Consider the following 15,186-nt stretch of genomic DNA (forward strand, 5'->3'; position numbering starts at 1 on the left):
GCCTGATGGATCGCACCAGCGCATCGCTCGGCTACTTCGGCAAACGCGGGTCGCCAGATACCGAGTTCATGCCCGAAGTGACAGGCGCGCTGCTGGAGGACACCCCGCGAACCGCCCGGATGACCGTCTGGACCGCCTGCAGCCTGCTACTGATAGCCCTGATCTGGGCCCGCTTCGCGGTCCTGGAAGAAGTCACCACCGGCGAAGGCAAGGCGATACCGTCCAGCAAGGTCCAAGTGATCCAGAACCTGGAGGGCGGCATCGTTTCGGAAATCCTCGTCCGCGAAGGCCAAGTAGTGGACAAGGGGGCCGTATTGCTGCGCCTGGATGACACACGGTTCCTCTCCAACAAGGGTGAAACAGAGGCCGACCGTCTCGCCCTGCTAGCACGCGTCGAGCGGCTCTCGGCCGAAGCGGAGGACCGGCCCATTGCCCTTCCCGAGGAAATCACCAAGTACGCGCCACAGCTGGCAGCAGACGAATTGTCCCTGTACAGCGCCCGCATGCAACGGCTGGAGAGCGAACAACGCATTCTCAGCGAACAGCTGCGGCAAAAGACCCAGGAGCTTGCGGAGTTCCGCTCCAAGGCGCAGCAATATCGCTCCAGCCTGGGCCTGATCCAGCAAGAACTGAACATGTCGCAGCCGCTGGTGAAGTCTGGCGCCATCTCCCAGGTGGAAATCCTGCGCCTGCAACGCAGTGCCGTGGAAACCCGCGGCGAGCTCAATGCCACTACCCTGGCAATCCCCCGGGCGGAATCAGCCGTGGCGGAGATCGAGCGAAAAATGGAGGAAAGTCGCCTGTCGTTCCGCTCCGACGCCTTCAAGGAACTCAACGAGGTACGCACCGAACTGTCGAAGATCACCTCCACCAGCAAAGCGATCGATGACCGGGTGAGCCGCACGACCGTCGTCTCGCCGGTTCACGGAATCATCAAGCAGCTCAAGGTCAACACCATAGGCGGCGTCGTCCAGCCCGGGAGCGACCTGGTGGAAGTGGTGCCGTTGGAGGACAGTCTGCTGATCGAGGCGCGCATTCGCCCGCAGGACGTGGCCTTCCTTCATCCGGGCCAGAAAGCCATGGTCAAGTTCAGCGCCTACGACTACACCATCTATGGGGGGATGAAAGCCAACCTGGAGCTGATCGGTGCCGACACCATCACCGATGAAGAGGGCAAGAGCTACTACCTGATCCAGGTGCGGACCGAAAAGAGCCATCTGGGCAAGGATGACCATCCCCTGCTGATCATCCCCGGCATGATCGCCACGGTAGATATCATCACCGGCGAGAAGACCGTGCTGGATTACCTGCTCAAACCCGTGCTCAAGGCCAGGCAAGAGGCGATGCGGGAGCGCTAGGGAGAGTATTCGCATGACAAAACCTCTGTCCTGCCCTGATCTTGGGTGCGAATTCATTCGCAAAGCAGACCAACGCCTTGCCCCTCCAGCCCTTACTCCCCACCGGCATGATTGCGCTGGAACGTCTCCTCCCCCATCGCAACGATCTGCCCTTCGATCAAAGCCTCGAAGGGCCGCAGCAATGCATCGAAGCGGGCCGGCGCTTCGAGAATGTCCAGCGCAGTGGCAATGGCCTCGATGGTTGAAAGGGCACCTGCCATGGGCGCCTTGCGCAGGCGATAGCGCGATTGCAAATTCGATGGCAGGGTGACCCGCGGCAAGTCCGCCAGCGTCGGGTTCAGGTGCAGCAGCTTTCGCGCCTTGCGCCAGGTGCCATCCGGCACAATTAGCAGCATCGGCCGCAGATCACTGGAAACCTCAGCCAACGGCGAAGCGTCTTCGCCGGGAAACAGCAGGCACGCGCGGTATTTCGGGTCAGATAGGACGCCGTGCAGGTCCTCGAACACTTCGCCTACCCGCAACTCGGCATTTTCCAGACCCATGGTCGCCAGACGCGCGGTGTTCAGTGCATGACCGACCTCACTGGGGTGCTGCAGCACAAGCACACGCGTCCGGCTACTCAGACAGGGAATCAACGGGCACAGACAGTGGGTTTCGGGGCGCAGGCAGCGCGGGCATTGCGGACGGGGCATGGCCAATTCTCCTCGGCCGTGCAGTGTGCCACAGCGGCATCGGCATCGCTCAACGCAAGTTCAACTGCGCCCGAAGCAGGTCACGGAAGGTCAGGATCAGCGGCTCCTTCGCCCGCCCGCGCCGCAGGATCATGGAAAACGGCGCCTGATAACCAAAGGTCGCCGGCAGCAACACGCGTAGGCGCTTTTGCTCCACCCAGGCCTGGGCGTAGTGCTCCGGCAAGTAGCCGATGTAGGCCCCGGACAGCACCAGGATCAGCTGCGCTTCCATACTTTCCACCGTCGCCGCGCTGTGCTTGAAGCCGTGACGCGCCAATTCCGCCTGACTCCAGTAACCGCGCCCTACCATGCGTTGCTGGGTGATCAGTTCAGCGGGAATGCGCCGCTCGTTGAACAGCGGGTGACGCTCGGAGCAGTAAAGCCAGTGCTGCTCGCGGTAGAGCGGCTGGTAAACCAGGCCGTTCATGCGCGTGGAGAAGGCGCCAATGGCCAGGTCCAGGCGGTTGTCGAGTACGCCCAACTGCAGGTCGTAGGGGCTCATCACCGACAAATGCAGGTGTACCGCTGCGTGTTCCTGGCTGTAGGCACCGATCACCTCGGCCAACGGCAGGGCCGGATCGCTGACGGTGGAGTCGAGCACCCCGAGGTTGAGCGTGCCGCGCAGCTCGCCCTTGAGCGACGCCGAGTAGCGCTCGAAGCTTTCCAGTTCCCCCAACAGACGCAACGTTTCCTGGTAATACAGCTCGCCCTTGCTGGTCAGGCGAAACCCGGCACGCCCCCGATGGCACAGCGTCAGACCCACCTGCGCCTCCAGCTGGCTCATGTAGGTGCTGATGGCTGAAGTGGAGAGGTTCAGCTCCTGCTGGGCAGCGGCAAAACCCTGGTGGCGCACCACGCTGGCAAAGATCCGCAGCAGTTTCAGGTCAGGCATGGCAGTGGACATGGGGGCTCCAACAAGGGTTGAACGGTGACCAGGGATGGGTTTCCTGTGGGTGCGAATTCATTCGCAAAGGGACGCGCAGCGGCCCCATGGAACGTGAGGGCAGGCCTGCAACCTGCTCAGCGAATGAATTCGCCCCACAGATTCGCACCCACAAGGCTGCTTGGGGCAACGCAGTTTACCCACTGCCGATAGTTTAGAAATCCTTGAAGTAATTATTTGCAGCCAGCGATTCTTCTGGTCCGGCCTCGTCACCAGAATCCGCCCACTACCTACAACCACAACAACCGTGAGGCCTCCCGTGGACAAGAAACTTCACCAGCCCCTGGGCGGCAATGAGATGCCCCGTTTTGGTGGTATCGCTACCATGCTTCGCCTGCCGCACGTCCAAGACCCTGCCGAACTCGCCGCCCTGGATGCCGCCTTCGTCGGCGTACCGCTGGACATCGGCACCTCGCTGCGCTCCGGCACCCGCTTCGGCCCGCGTGAAATCCGCGCCGAATCGGTGATGATCCGCCCGTACAACATGGCCACCGGCGCCGCACCCTTCGATTCGCTGAACGTGGCCGATATCGGCGACGTAGCCATCAACACCTTCAACCTGCTGGACGCCGTGCGTATCATCGAGCAGGAATACGACCGTATCCTCGATCACGGCATCCTGCCGCTGACCCTCGGCGGCGACCACACCATTACATTGCCGATCCTGCGCTCGATCCATAAGAAGCACGGCAAGGTAGGCCTGGTGCACATCGATGCCCATGCCGACGTCAACGACCACATGTTCGGCGAGAAAATCGCCCACGGCACCACCTTCCGCCGCGCAGTGGAAGAAGGTCTGCTCGATTGCGACCGCGTTGTGCAGATCGGCCTGCGCGCCCAGGGCTACACCGCTGAAGACTTCAACTGGAGCCGCAAGCAGGGCTTCCGCGTGGTCCAGGCCGAAGAGTGCTGGCACAAGTCGCTGGAACCCCTGATGGCGGAAGTCCGCGAGAAAGTCGGCGGCGGCCCGGTCTACCTGTCCTTCGACATCGACGGCATCGACCCGGCCTGGGCGCCCGGCACCGGCACCCCGGAAATCGGTGGCCTGACCACCATCCAGGCGATGGAAATCATCCGGGGCTGCCAGGGCCTGGACATCATCGGCTGCGACCTGGTCGAGGTTTCCCCGCCCTACGACACCACCGGCAACACCTCCCTGCTGGGCGCCAATCTGCTGTACGAGATGCTCTGCATCCTGCCGGGCGTAGTCCGTCGTTGAGTGCCGCAATGAGCAACGTAAAGCAGTAAGTACCGGAGGCCACCAAACCTGGGTGGCCACCCTGCTCTACCTGGCTCTGCTGACACTCTTCTCGGAAAAAGGCATCTGAAACACCCGCTCAGGGCTCACCTGAGGCTGCATAACAACAAACGGCTCCACCTACTGCGACTGCCAACAAAAACCATGCAACACGCCTTGTAAGGAGTTACTGATGAACATTCGTCCACTGAAACTGGTTGCCCTCGTTGGGATGCTCACCGCTACCGCCGCCAGTTCCCTGCTAGCTGCCGAAGCCAAGCCGTCCTTTGTCAGCTCAGGAAGCTTCCAGGTCTGCTCCGACCCGACCTTCCCGCCACTGGAATTCTTCGAGAAGGCTGGCGACCGCGAGCCCAGCGGCTTCGACGCCGACCTGATCCGCGCCCTGGCCAAGCACTGGGGCGTGAAGCCGCGCTTTATCGTCACCGAATTCACCGGGCTGCTGCCGGGCCTGGATGCCAAGCGTTGCGACGCGGTGATCAGCGGCACCCTGATCACCCCTGAGCGCATCCAGAAGCTGAATGCCGTGGCCTATCTCTCCAGCGCCACTGTCGTGTTCGGTAGCGGCAAGGGCGACCTCAAGCTGAACAGCCTGGAAGACCTCTCCGGCAAAGTGGTGGCTGTGCAGTCCGGCACCCGCTACGTGGCCATCATGGAAAAGCTCAACGAGGATCTGAAAGCCGCCGGCAAGACCCCGGCCGTACTGCAGACCTACCCGAAAGGCAGCGACGTGGCACAACAGGTGCTGGTCGGCCGCGCCGCCGCCGGCCTGTCCCAGGACACCGAAGTGGCCTACCGCGAACTGCAGAACCCGGGGCAGTTCAAGACCCTCTACAGTTTCCCCGAGAAAGACATCTTCGGCGCCTACATGCGCCCCAATCCGCAAGACAAGCAGGCCGTGCAGGACGCCGTATCTGCGTTGAAGGCCGATGGCACCCTCAAGGCCATCGCCGAGAAATGGAAGCTCGATCCAGTGAACCTGGAAACCGCCGCACAGTAATGCCGAACGCTCCCTCTCCCACACATGGGAGGGGGAGCGCCAAGCTCGCTTCCATCAACGCAGGACACATACATGAACTTCGATGTAGCTGTCTTCTGGGACGCCATGACGTCCTGGCACTTTTTCCGCGGCGCCTGCATTACCCTGCTGCTGGCCCTGGTCTCGCATTCGGTGGGCATCCTGCTGTCCATCCCCGCTGCCCTGGCGCTGGATGGTCCGACCAACGTCTGGCGCTCCAGCCTGCGCGCCGTGCTCAGCGTCTTCCGCGGCGCCCCTACCCTGCTGCAATTGCTGTTCGTATGGAACGCCCTGCCGCAGTTCTTCCCGATTTTCCGTGAAGAGTGGTTCACCCCGTTCTTCGCCGCCTGGATCGCCCTGAGCCTCAACGAAGCCGCCTACCAGGTGGAGATCAACCGCGCTGCGCTGAAATCCGTGGACAAGGGCCAGTACGCCGCCGGCCATGCGCTGGGCCTGTCGCGCTGGCACATCTTCCGCTACGTCGTCATGCCGCAGGCCGCGCGTATCGCCGTGCCACCGACCGCAAACGAATTCATCACCTTATTGAAGATCACCTCACTGGCCTCGGTGATTTCCCTGCAGGAACTGATGGCCGTGACCTCGCAAACGGTCTCCACCACCTTCCAGTTCTCCGAGTACTACGCCGTTGCGCTCGTGTACTACCTGGTGATGGTTTACACCCTGACCTGGCTGCAGGGTGGCCTGGAGCGTCGCCTTGCCTGGGACAGCCATGGCAGCACCAGCAGCAAGTCCGTCGGCCTGGTGCAACGCACCCTGGCCCGCATGCGCCGTATCTGAGGAGCCCGCCATGAATGAAATCATCCGTCTGCAAAACGTCGGCAAGCGCTATGAGGACTTCCAGGTGCTGCAAGGCATCAACCTCTCAGTGCGTCAGGGCGAGAAAATCGTCATCTGCGGTCCCTCGGGCTCCGGAAAATCCACGCTGATCCGCTGCATCAACCGGCTCAATCCGCATGACACGGGCACCATCACGGTGGAAGACCAGGACATCGCCACCCGCGCCGGCAGCGAACACGTGCGCCGCGAGGTTGGCATGGTGTTCCAGAACTTCAACCTCTTCCCGCACCTGACCGTGATGGAGAACTGCACGCTGGCGCCGATGAAGGTCCGTGGCCTGTCGCGCAAGGAGTCCGAAGAACTGGCCCTGCGTTACCTCAACCGCGTACACATCGGCTCCCAGGCGCACAAAAAGCCCGGCCAGCTCTCCGGCGGCCAGCAACAACGCGTGGCCATCGCCCGCGCCCTGTGCATGAACCCCAAGGTGATGCTGTTCGACGAGCCCACCTCGGCGCTGGACCCGGAAATGGTCGGAGAAGTGCTGGAAGTGATGACCGAATTGGCCCTGGATGGCATGACCATGCTCTGCGTGACCCATGAGATGGGCTTCGCCCGTAAGGTGGCGGACCGCGTCGTGTTCATGGACGCCGGGCAGATCGTCGAAACCGCCACGCCGGCGGAGTTCTTCGACAACCCCCAGCACCCGCGCACCCGTGCGTTCCTGTCGCAGATCCGTCACTGATGAGTACGCAGAACGAAGCCATCCTGCGTCGTGACCTGGCAGCGGCCTATCGCCTGGCTGCCCTGTTCGGCTGGGACGACACCCTCTACACGCACTTCTCAGTGCGTCTGCCGGGCGTCGAGCCGCGCTTCCTGATCAATCCGTTCGGGCTGATGTTCGAGGAAATCCGCGCCAGCGACCTGATCGTGGTCGACATGCACGGCCGCGTCGTGGAAGGCAACGCGGACTACAACGTGGCCGGCTTCACCATCCACAGCGCCGTGCACATGGCCCGTGCTGATGCCCACTGCGTGATCCACACCCATACCCTGGCGGGCATGGCGGTGGCCGCGGCGGACAACGGTCTGGCCCAGCTCAACCAGATCAGCGCCGAGTTCCACCAGCGCGTGGGCTACCACACTTACGAAGGCATTGCCCTGGACCTGGGCGAGCGCGAGCGCCTGATCGCCTCGCTCGGTGACAACATCGCCCTCATGCTGCGCCACCACGGTCTGCTAAGCGTCGGCGCCAGCGTCGCGGATGCCTTCTACGTCATGTACTACCTGAACAAGGCCTGCGAGATACAAATCGCCGCGTCCACGCTGCGCGGCATCCGCGAGATGCCGAGTGAACTCAGCGTGCATGCCTGCGAGCAGTTCCAGAGTGCCGAATGGCAGCGCCAACTGGTCTGGGAAGCCTGGCTGCGCAAGCTCGACCGCGAGTGCCCCGACTACAAGGAATGAGCCCCGCTACAACCGATTACCCATGGCGCAGTGTGATGCGTTGCGCGCCTTGCAACACCGTCGCGGCCTGACAACCTGCGACAACAACAATAGAAAGAGAGACCCGTAATGGCTTTGGATATATTTGTAGTACTCCTATACGTAGCTGCCATGCTCGCACTCGGCTGGTACGGCATGCGCCGCGCCAAGACCCGTGAAGACTACCTGGTAGCCGGGCGCAACCTCGGCCCGGGCTTCTACCTCGGCACCATGGCTGCCACCGTGCTCGGTGGCGCTTCCACCATCGGCACCGTGCGTCTGGGCTACGTCCATGGCATTTCCGGTTTCTGGCTCTGCGCCGCGCTGGGCCTGGGTATCATCGGTATCAGCCTGTTCCTCGCCAAACCGCTGCTGAAGCTGAAGATCTACACCGTCACCCAGGTACTGGAGCGTCGCTACAACCCGACTGCGCGCCACGCCAGCGCCGCGATCATGCTGGTGTACGCGCTGATGATCGGTGCCACCTCCACCATCGCCATCGGCACCGTCATGCAAGTGCTGTTCGGCATGCAGTTCTGGATCGCCATCCTGATTGGCGGCGGCATCGTGGTCGCCTACTCCACCATCGGCGGCATGTGGTCGCTGACCCTGACCGACATCGTGCAGTTCCTGATCATGACCGTCGGCCTGGTGTTCATCCTGATGCCGATGTCCATCAGTGACGCCGGCGGCTGGGACGGCCTGGTGGCCAAGCTTCCGGAAAGTTATTTCTCGCTGACCGCGATCGGCTGGGACACCATCATCACCTACTTCCTGATCTACTTTTTCGGCATCTTCATCGGACAGGACATCTGGCAGCGCGTATTCACCGCGCGTACCGAAGGCGTCGCCAAAGTCGCCGGTACCGCGGCTGGCGTCTACTGCGTACTCTACGGCCTGGCCGCTGCGGCCATCGGCATGGCCGCCAAGGTGCTGCTGCCGGAACTGGACAATGTCAACAACGCCTTCGCCAGCATCGTCAACCTGAGCCTGCCGGATGGTATCCGTGGCTTGGTCATCGCCGCTGCACTGGCTGCCCTGATGTCCACCGCCAGCGCCGGCCTGCTGGCCGCCTCCACCACCGCTGCACAGGACCTTTGGCCGTTGTTCACCGGCCGTAACGGCGATGAAGGCAGCGCTCACGAGAACCGCATCTTCACCCTGCTGTTGGGTTTGGCCGTACTAGGCATCGCTCTGGTTGTCAGCGACGTGATCAGCGCCCTGACCCTGGCCTACAACCTGCTGGTCGGCGGCATGCTGATCCCGTTGCTGGGCGCCATCTACTGGAAGCGCGCCAGCACCTTCGGCGCCATCGCCAGCATGGTTCTGGGCAGCCTGACCGCGGGCATCTTCATGTTCACCGACGGCCTCGATGCCAACACTCCGATCTACTACAGCCTGGCCGTGGGCGCGGTGAGCTTCGTGGTCATCAGCCTGCTGTCCCGCCGCCCCGTCGCGGCCGGCAGTCTGGCCTGAGACATGCGTGAACGGCCGCCCCGCCAGTGGCGGCCCCTTGAATTCCGGGCCAGCAACGCTGCCCGGAATTCGTTTTTCTGGGCCGGCCCTTTGGTAGGTAAAAGTGCTGCCCTCGCCCTAAGCTGATTACAAAACACGCTTTCATTGGTATTTGTGGGAGCGAACTCGCTCGCTGATACAGCTCGAAGGCCTGCCCGGTGACCAGCCAAGAAAGGCAGCTGCTACGCGGCGCTACGCGAATGAACTCATTCCCACCGGCCGTATGCAACAAGGACAACCCTGGAGCGTCTCCATGAAAATCGTTAGCCGCGACCGCTGGTTCGAAGTCGCACACTGCTACGACCGCATCAGCCTGATCAGCGAGCCCTATGTGCGGCCTTTTTACCGCTGCAACCTGTGGCACGTCCAAGGTCGTGACAAGGATGTGCTGATCGATTCAGGTTCGGGCCTGGTCAGCCTGCGCGAGCAACTACCCTGGCTGACTCAGCGGCCGTTGCTGGCCGTGGCTAGCCACACCCATTTCGACCATATCGCCGGCCACCACGAATTCCCCGAACGCCTGGTGCATCCGGCAGAAGCTGACATCCTCGCCAGCCCCACCGGCGACAATACGCTAGCTAGCGATTTCGTCACCGATGACATGTTCGAGGCGCATCCGGACTGCCCTCTGTGCTACGCGGAATACCGCGTAAAGGCGGCACCGGCCACGCGGTTGATTGACGAAGGCGATGTGCTGGATCTGGGAGATCGGGCGCTGGAAGTGCTGCACACCCCTGGTCACTCACCGGGCGGTATCAGCCTCTGGGAAGCGACGACAGGCACGCTGTTCAGCGGCGATATCATTTATGACGGTCCGTTGGTGGAAAATACCTACCATTCGAACCTTGAGGATTACGCGAAAAGCCTTGCACGGCTGCGCGTCCTTCCAGTGCGCACCGTGCACGGCGGCCATTTTCCGAGCTTTTCTGGTGAGCGAATGCGTGAGCTGATCGACGACTGGTTCAAGGCCCACGACTAGGTTGTTCAGAGGCGGCGGCGCTGCTCGGCCAAACGACGCTGCTCTTCACTTCGAACAGGGATAGATTGCAGGCGCGGAGCTTCAATCAGGCCCAGCGCGACACCCAGTTGCCACATCCACGCATTCAGCCGCTTCTTCATGCTTCACCCCCTTGCCTGGGAAGTTGGTCGGGTGGCCTTGCTTCTTGAGCCACCTAGATTGGAGCTTAGTAGCTCCCAACAGAATCAAAAATACGCCTGCATGAAAATTCCCCAGTGACCTACATCAAACTGCTGAACGGTCGCCGGGAAACTTCCTAGGCTCAGCCTCTCCCTACCGCCCCTTCAACGCCCGCTGGTTGGACAGGTAGATGTTGTCCGGCTGCAGCAATTCACCGGTCAGGATCGCGTTCAGCCATTCCTCCGTGCTGACCACCGCTGCGAATCCGGTGTGCATTACCAGGGTAAAGACCTTGTGGATCTCCTCCGCCGTCGCCGAGCCCAGCGCATTGGCATAGGGCACCGAGCCGCTGGCGTCGTGCAGCAGCTCGACGTTCCAGCCCTCGTGTCGCGCCTGGCGCACGGTGGAATCGTCGCAATTGTGGGTCATGTATCCGACCACCGTGAGGGTATCGATGTCCCGCTCGCGCAGCCACTGGCCGAGGCCGGTGCCGGCAAGCGCACTGGCCAGGCTCTTCTCCACCAGCAGGTCGTGCGGGCGCCGCGCGACGTCCGGGTGCAATTCCGCCTGCTGGCTGCCCCTGGCGAAGATCGGCGCGCCCTCCGGCGTCAGGTGCTGCACCAGCACCACGGGGATACCGGCCGCCTGGGCGGCATCCATCGCCCTGCCGATGTTGGCCAGCGACAGCTGAACGTCCGGGTACTCGATGCGCAGGTTGCCGGTGACGTACTCGTTCTGCACGTCGATGACGATCAGCGCGCGCTTGGGGGACTGGGGCATGGCGGGACTCCTGGGTGAGTGAAGGTGAAACGAATTCTTCGCCAGTGCGACCAAGGGCCGTGAGTGGCCCGAATGCCAAACTGCGCTAAGATCGGGCCAACCCTATCCAGAGTCCTCCATGCCCGCCCCTGTCGTTGCCGTGGTCGCCTTCGACCGCATCAGCCCCTTCCACCTCTCCGTGCCCTGCGTGGTGTTCGGAGATCGCCACCCCGGCGTGCCCAACTACGACCTGCGCGTCTGCGCCGGCGAAGATCGACCGCTGCGCACCACCGCCGGCTTCGACATCGCCGTCAGTCACGGCCTCGCCGATCTGGCCGAAGCCAATACGCTGATCGTGCCGAGCTGGCGCGACCCGGCCGAGCGACCGCCTGCGGCACTGCTGGCGGCATTAGTCGCCGCCCACCAGCGCGGGGCCCGGCTGGTGGGCTTGTGTCTGGGCGCCTACGTTCTCGCCGAAGCCGGCCTGCTGGACGGTCGCCGCGCCACAACCCACTGGGCCTGGGCGCGGGACTTCGCCCAGCGCTACCCGCGAGTGGAGGTGAACCCGGACGTGCTCTACCTGGAAGACGGCAACCTGCTGACCTCGGCCGGCACCGCCGCCGGCCTGGACTGCTGCCTGCACCTGCTGCGCCAGGATTGCGGCGCGGAGGTCGCCAACAGCGTTGCCCGCAGGCTGGTGGTACCGCCCCATCGACAGGGCGGGCAGGCACAGTTCATCGAGCAGCCGCTGCCTCTGCGCGCCCGCGACGACCGCCTGAGCGCACTGTTGGATTGGGTGCGCGCCCACCTCGACGAGGAACACAGCCTCGACAGCCTGGCCCAGCGCGCCCTGATGAGCCGGCGCACCTTCACCCGTCACTTCCGCCAGCTCACCGGCAGCCCCGTCGGCGACTGGCTACTAGCCGAGCGCCTAGGCCTGTGCCAGCGGCTGCTGGAAACCACCGACCAGCCGGTCGAGCGGATCGCCAGCCTGGCCGGCTTCGGTTCCCCCGCCTCTCTGCGCCACCACTACGGCCGCGCTTTCGGCGTCTCCCCCAGCGCCTGGCGGCAGACTTTCAAGGGCAACTGAACCGCCAATTGCGCACCGGGCTAAGCGGAGGCGACTGCATCGATGGATGAGGCGGCGCTGCGCTGGCTGTCTTGCGGCGAAGCGTGGAGGCCGGCCAGCGCAGGGAGCGGATGAAGGCGTCAACCGGGAATAGGGGTCGCTCAGAGCCGTCGACGCTCGGCGACTATCTCGGGCAGGTCGGTGCGCCGCAGATAGACCTGCAGTACATCGCCCAGGTTGAGGCGGTCGTTGACGTTCTGCTCCGCCAGTATCCGCAGGCACTCGCGGCTCAGGCTCATTACCTGGCCGGATTTCTCTGCCCAAACGAATTCGCAGGTCGGTCTGATGCTGTCGTCGGGCACGTCCATGCCGAACGAGTCCTCGCTGAAGCGCACGATGTACTTATCCAGCTTGCGGTTGAAGCCGACGAACCCCTTGAGCGCGTCGGCGGCGTTGCAGATATCGACGGATGTGATGCCCATGTGTACTCCCTTTGGTCGAGCCGGAACGGGTTTCGCACGCATGAAGGCAGGAATGCGCCCACTCTGACCGGCGGGCTGGAGGTTCATTCTGCCAGTCCGGTCACTCGACGGGGAGTGCCTCGCACAGGACTCGCTGTCGCACCCCGGGTCCCTGGGCCGCACCGCCCGAGCCATCGGTCCGGTCGCCCGCCAGCGAGAACGCCGGCGAGCCGCCTCGATCCTCAGTGCGCCGGCTGGACGATGGCGTTGCCAGGCAGTGCCGGCAGACGGGCCAGGTACAGGGCCACGGCCACCGCGATCACCAGCAGACCGCCGATGAACAGGCCGATGCCTTCCCAGCCGTAGTGCACCCAGAACAGACCGCCCAGCGTGCCGGCCAGGCTGGAACCGACGTAGTAGCTGAATACGTATAGCGAAGAGGCCAGGCCCTTGGCGCGCTGGGCACGACGGCCGATCCAGCTGCTGGCCACCGAGTGGGCGCCGAAGAAACCGAAGGTGAAGACCACCATGCCGATCAGGATCAGCCACAGCGGCTGGAACAAGGTCAGCAGCAGTCCGCCGAGCATCAGTAGGATCGCAGCCCAGAGGACCTTGCGCCGGCCCAACTTGTCCGCCAGCGAGCCGACCCAGGCCGAGCTGTAGATACCGGCGAGGTAGACCACCGAGAGCAGCCCCACCAGCACCTGGCTCATCTGGTAGGGCGCGGCCAGCAGGCGATAGCCGATGTAGTTGAACAGGGTGACGAAGGCGCCCATCAGCAGAAAGCCGGTGAGGAACAGCCAGGGCAGCGCGGCGTCACGGAAGTTCACGCGATAGCCGTCGACCAGGGTCACGGGCCTGAACGGCGACGGGCGGAAGTGCTTCGACTCCGGCAGCACCCGCCAGAACACCACGCCCGCCACCAGAGCCAAACCACCGAGTACCGCCAGCGCTGCGTGCCAGGAGACGAAATCGACCATCACGCCGCTGATCAGCCGGCCACTCATGCCACCGATCGCATTGCCGCTGATATAGAGACCCATGGACAGGCCCAGGTGCTGCGGATGGATCTCCTCGCTCAGGTAGGTCATGGCCACGGCGGCCAGGCCGCTGAGAGACAGGCCCACCAAAGCGCGCATCACCAGCACGCCTTCCCAAGTAGGCATGGCAGCGCTGGCCAGGGTGAACAGGGCCGCGGCGAGCAGCGAGACCACCATCACCGGCTTGCGTCCGATCGCATCCGACAGCGGGCCGGTCACCAGCAGGCCGAGGGCGAGCATCACGGTGGAAACCGACAGCGCCAGGCTGCTCTGCACGGCGGTGATGGCGAAGGCCTGGGACAACACCGGCAACATCGGCTGGATGCAGTACAACAGGGCGAAAGTGGCGAAGCCGCCGGAAAACAGCGCCAGCGCGGTGCGGCGGAACTGGGGCGTGCCTTTCTTGATGTAGGTGGGGAGTTCGGGGTCGTTGGCGGCGGCGTCCGACAACTCGGGGGCGACTTCGGAGGCCGCCGGGCTATTCGCGGGTTCGTCTTCGGATTGCAGTACTGCCTGGGATTTGCTCACGGGGCACCTTTCATTAGTTTGCGGCGAGCAGGCACAACGATGCCGTGCCGCCTGGATCAGGGGCTGGGGAAGTCGTTGTTGGGTTTATGAGCGACAGCATATCGATCGGTTTATATTATCTCCAATATATTGTTCGACACGATTGATACTCAAAACATATCAAAGGGCCGTCCCATGGAACTGAGACACCTGCGCTACTTCATCGCTGTCGCAGAAGAGCTGCATTTCGGTCGCGCCGCTGAGCAACTGGGTATCTCCCAACCGCCACTGAGCCAGCAGATCCAGGCGCTGGAAGAGGAAATCGGCGCGCGCCTGCTGGAGCGCACCAACCGTCGCGTGGAACTGACCGAAGCCGGCCGGCGCTTCCTCGACGAGGCACGCCAGGTCATGGCGCAGGTGGACAAAGCGGTGCAGGTGGCGCGGCGGGCCCATCGCGGCGAACTCGGCGAGCTGAAAGTGGGCTTCACGTCCTCAGCGCCCTTTACCTCCACGATCCCGCGCAGCATCCACGCCTTTCGCCAGGCCTACCCAGACGTGCACCTGGAGCTGCAGGAGCGCAGTAGCGCCGAGTCACTCAAGGCGATGCTGGAGGGCAACGTGCAAGTGGCGGTGATCCGTCCGCTGGAGCTGCCGGACAGCCTGCTGGCGGTGGAGCTGTTCCGCGAGCCGCTGGTGGCCGTGCTGCGTGCCGACCACCCACTGGCCCTCGGCAGTGATGAGGGCATCGCGGTGGCCGACCTGGCCGAAGAGCCCTTCGTGTTCTTCCCCCGCAGCTTCGGCACCGGCCTCTACGACCAGCTCATCGCCCTCGCCCGCGAGGCCGGCTACTCCCCGAGCATCGCCCAGGAAGCCAGCGAGGCCATGACCATCATCGGCCTGGTGGCGGCGGGACTCGGCGTGTCGGTGCTGCCGGCGTCGTTCCGCCGTACACGGGTGGACGGCGTGGTCTATCGCACCCTGCTGGACCCGGGTGCCACGACCGCCGTATGGCTGGTGCGCCAGCGCAGCGAACGCTCACCACTGGCGCTGGCCTTTGTCGACCTGGTGACCCGCGAGGCCGCCGCCCTCCGCGTCGGCAAATCCCGCTGACG

At 63.6% G+C, this 15,186-nt stretch carries 16 protein-coding genes; 10 read left to right on the plus strand and 6 right to left on the minus strand.

All coding sequences use genetic code 11. The features are described from left to right. The first annotated feature begins 5 nt into the window (after positions 1–5). A complete protein-coding gene (locus OXH74_RS22150; RefSeq protein WP_375738881.1) occupies positions 6–1,358 on the plus strand; it encodes an HlyD family type I secretion periplasmic adaptor subunit in 1,353 nt (450 codons plus the stop codon). Between the two features lie 92 nt (positions 1,359–1,450). Here OXH74_RS22150 and OXH74_RS22155 read toward each other — a convergent pair whose 3' ends face one another. After that, positions 1,451–2,050, minus strand: coding sequence for a tRNA-uridine aminocarboxypropyltransferase (locus tag OXH74_RS22155; protein WP_375738882.1), 600 nt, complete (start codon positions 2,048–2,050; stop codon positions 1,451–1,453). 49 nt (positions 2,051–2,099) lie between these two features. Beyond that, on the minus strand, positions 2,100–2,993 hold the full coding sequence (locus OXH74_RS22160) for a LysR family transcriptional regulator (protein WP_375738883.1): 894 nt from the start codon (positions 2,991–2,993) through the stop codon (positions 2,100–2,102). A gap of 298 nt (positions 2,994–3,291) precedes the next feature. Between OXH74_RS22160 and speB the strand changes: the two genes are divergently transcribed. The 7 genes from speB to OXH74_RS22195 all read left to right on the plus strand — a co-directional run bounded on the left by speB (position 3,292) and on the right by OXH74_RS22195 (position 10,079). Next, a complete protein-coding gene (speB, locus tag OXH74_RS22165; protein ID WP_215380120.1) occupies positions 3,292–4,251 on the plus strand; it encodes an agmatinase in 960 nt (319 codons plus the stop codon). A gap of 211 nt (positions 4,252–4,462) precedes the next feature. Then, positions 4,463–5,287, plus strand: coding sequence for a transporter substrate-binding domain-containing protein (locus tag OXH74_RS22170; RefSeq protein ID WP_375738884.1), 825 nt, complete (start codon positions 4,463–4,465; stop codon positions 5,285–5,287). Positions 5,288–5,359: 72 nt separating this feature from the next. Beyond that, positions 5,360–6,103 carry an amino acid ABC transporter permease gene (locus OXH74_RS22175; protein WP_215380113.1) on the plus strand — a complete coding sequence of 248 codons (744 nt, stop codon included), beginning with the start codon at positions 5,360–5,362 and terminating at the stop codon, positions 6,101–6,103. Between the two features lie 10 nt (positions 6,104–6,113). After that, positions 6,114–6,845, plus strand: a complete 732-nt coding sequence (locus OXH74_RS22180; RefSeq protein WP_375738885.1) for an amino acid ABC transporter ATP-binding protein — start codon at positions 6,114–6,116, stop codon at positions 6,843–6,845. Further along, the gene (locus tag OXH74_RS22185) at positions 6,845–7,567 is read left to right on the plus strand and encodes a class II aldolase/adducin family protein (protein ID WP_215380111.1); all 723 of its coding nucleotides are present in this window, start codon (positions 6,845–6,847) and stop codon (positions 7,565–7,567) included. Before OXH74_RS22180 ends, OXH74_RS22185 begins: the two co-directional genes overlap by 1 nt. A 108-nt stretch (positions 7,568–7,675) precedes the next feature. Further along, entirely contained in the window at positions 7,676–9,061 is a 1,386-nt protein-coding gene (locus OXH74_RS22190) for a sodium:solute symporter (protein WP_215380109.1), read from the plus strand. A 292-nt stretch (positions 9,062–9,353) separates the two neighbouring features. Continuing rightward, positions 9,354–10,079 carry an MBL fold metallo-hydrolase gene (locus tag OXH74_RS22195; RefSeq protein ID WP_375738886.1) on the plus strand — a complete coding sequence of 242 codons (726 nt, stop codon included), beginning with the start codon at positions 9,354–9,356 and terminating at the stop codon, positions 10,077–10,079. 5 nt (positions 10,080–10,084) lie between these two features. Here the strand turns inward: OXH74_RS22195 and OXH74_RS22200 are convergent, their stop codons facing one another. After that, a complete protein-coding gene (locus OXH74_RS22200) occupies positions 10,085–10,219 on the minus strand; it encodes a PA1414 family protein (protein ID WP_375738887.1) in 135 nt (44 codons plus the stop codon). 172 nt (positions 10,220–10,391) lie between these two features. After that, positions 10,392–11,018, minus strand: a complete 627-nt coding sequence (locus OXH74_RS22205; RefSeq protein ID WP_375738888.1) for a cysteine hydrolase family protein — start codon at positions 11,016–11,018, stop codon at positions 10,392–10,394. A gap of 118 nt (positions 11,019–11,136) precedes the next feature. Here OXH74_RS22205 and OXH74_RS22210 point away from each other — a divergent pair, with 118 nt between their 5' ends. Further along, positions 11,137–12,087 carry a GlxA family transcriptional regulator gene (locus OXH74_RS22210; protein ID WP_375738889.1) on the plus strand — a complete coding sequence of 317 codons (951 nt, stop codon included), beginning with the start codon at positions 11,137–11,139 and terminating at the stop codon, positions 12,085–12,087. Positions 12,088–12,227: 140 nt separating this feature from the next. On the opposite strand, the gene OXH74_RS22215 is transcribed toward OXH74_RS22210, so the two are convergent. Both OXH74_RS22215 and OXH74_RS22220 read right to left on the minus strand, forming a co-directional pair. Continuing rightward, positions 12,228–12,548 carry a DUF2025 family protein gene (locus tag OXH74_RS22215; RefSeq protein ID WP_375738890.1) on the minus strand — a complete coding sequence of 107 codons (321 nt, stop codon included), beginning with the start codon at positions 12,546–12,548 and terminating at the stop codon, positions 12,228–12,230. Positions 12,549–12,769: 221 nt separating this feature from the next. After that, positions 12,770–14,095, minus strand: a complete 1,326-nt coding sequence (locus OXH74_RS22220) for an MFS transporter (protein ID WP_375738891.1) — start codon at positions 14,093–14,095, stop codon at positions 12,770–12,772. Between the two features lie 174 nt (positions 14,096–14,269). On the opposite strand from OXH74_RS22220, the gene OXH74_RS22225 reads away from it, so the two are divergent. Then, positions 14,270–15,184, plus strand: a complete 915-nt coding sequence (locus OXH74_RS22225) for a LysR substrate-binding domain-containing protein (protein ID WP_375738892.1) — start codon at positions 14,270–14,272, stop codon at positions 15,182–15,184. Positions 15,185–15,186 lie beyond the last annotated feature (2 nt).

It is taken from the genome of Metapseudomonas boanensis, assembly GCF_042232855.1.
Taxonomy (GTDB): Bacteria; Pseudomonadota; Gammaproteobacteria; order Pseudomonadales; family Pseudomonadaceae; genus Metapseudomonas; species Metapseudomonas boanensis.

What these genes read in the sequence shown, in the direction of transcription:
- OXH74_RS22170 (WP_375738884.1), top strand. Translation starts at nt 4,463, where the DNA reads ATGAACATTCGTCCACTGAAACTGGTTGCCCTCGTTGGGATGCTCACC.
- OXH74_RS22185 (WP_215380111.1), top strand. Translation starts at nt 6,845, where the DNA reads ATGAGTACGCAGAACGAAGCCATCCTGCGTCGTGACCTGGCAGCGGCC.
- OXH74_RS22215 (WP_375738890.1), bottom strand. Translation starts at nt 12,548, where the DNA reads ATGGGCATCACATCCGTCGATATCTGCAACGCCGCCGACGCGCTCAAG.
- OXH74_RS22155 (WP_375738882.1), bottom strand. Translation starts at nt 2,050, where the DNA reads ATGCCCCGTCCGCAATGCCCGCGCTGCCTGCGCCCCGAAACCCACTGT.
- OXH74_RS22210 (WP_375738889.1), top strand. Translation starts at nt 11,137, where the DNA reads ATGCCCGCCCCTGTCGTTGCCGTGGTCGCCTTCGACCGCATCAGCCCC.
- OXH74_RS22190 (WP_215380109.1), top strand. Translation starts at nt 7,676, where the DNA reads ATGGCTTTGGATATATTTGTAGTACTCCTATACGTAGCTGCCATGCTC.
- OXH74_RS22195 (WP_375738886.1), top strand. Translation starts at nt 9,354, where the DNA reads ATGAAAATCGTTAGCCGCGACCGCTGGTTCGAAGTCGCACACTGCTAC.
- OXH74_RS22160 (WP_375738883.1), bottom strand. Translation starts at nt 2,993, where the DNA reads ATGTCCACTGCCATGCCTGACCTGAAACTGCTGCGGATCTTTGCCAGC.
- OXH74_RS22180 (WP_375738885.1), top strand. Translation starts at nt 6,114, where the DNA reads ATGAATGAAATCATCCGTCTGCAAAACGTCGGCAAGCGCTATGAGGAC.
- OXH74_RS22150 (WP_375738881.1), top strand. Translation starts at nt 6, where the DNA reads ATGGATCGCACCAGCGCATCGCTCGGCTACTTCGGCAAACGCGGGTCG.
- OXH74_RS22200 (WP_375738887.1), bottom strand. Translation starts at nt 10,219, where the DNA reads ATGAAGAAGCGGCTGAATGCGTGGATGTGGCAACTGGGTGTCGCGCTG.
- OXH74_RS22225 (WP_375738892.1), top strand. Translation starts at nt 14,270, where the DNA reads ATGGAACTGAGACACCTGCGCTACTTCATCGCTGTCGCAGAAGAGCTG.
- OXH74_RS22205 (WP_375738888.1), bottom strand. Translation starts at nt 11,018, where the DNA reads ATGCCCCAGTCCCCCAAGCGCGCGCTGATCGTCATCGACGTGCAGAAC.
- OXH74_RS22175 (WP_215380113.1), top strand. Translation starts at nt 5,360, where the DNA reads ATGAACTTCGATGTAGCTGTCTTCTGGGACGCCATGACGTCCTGGCAC.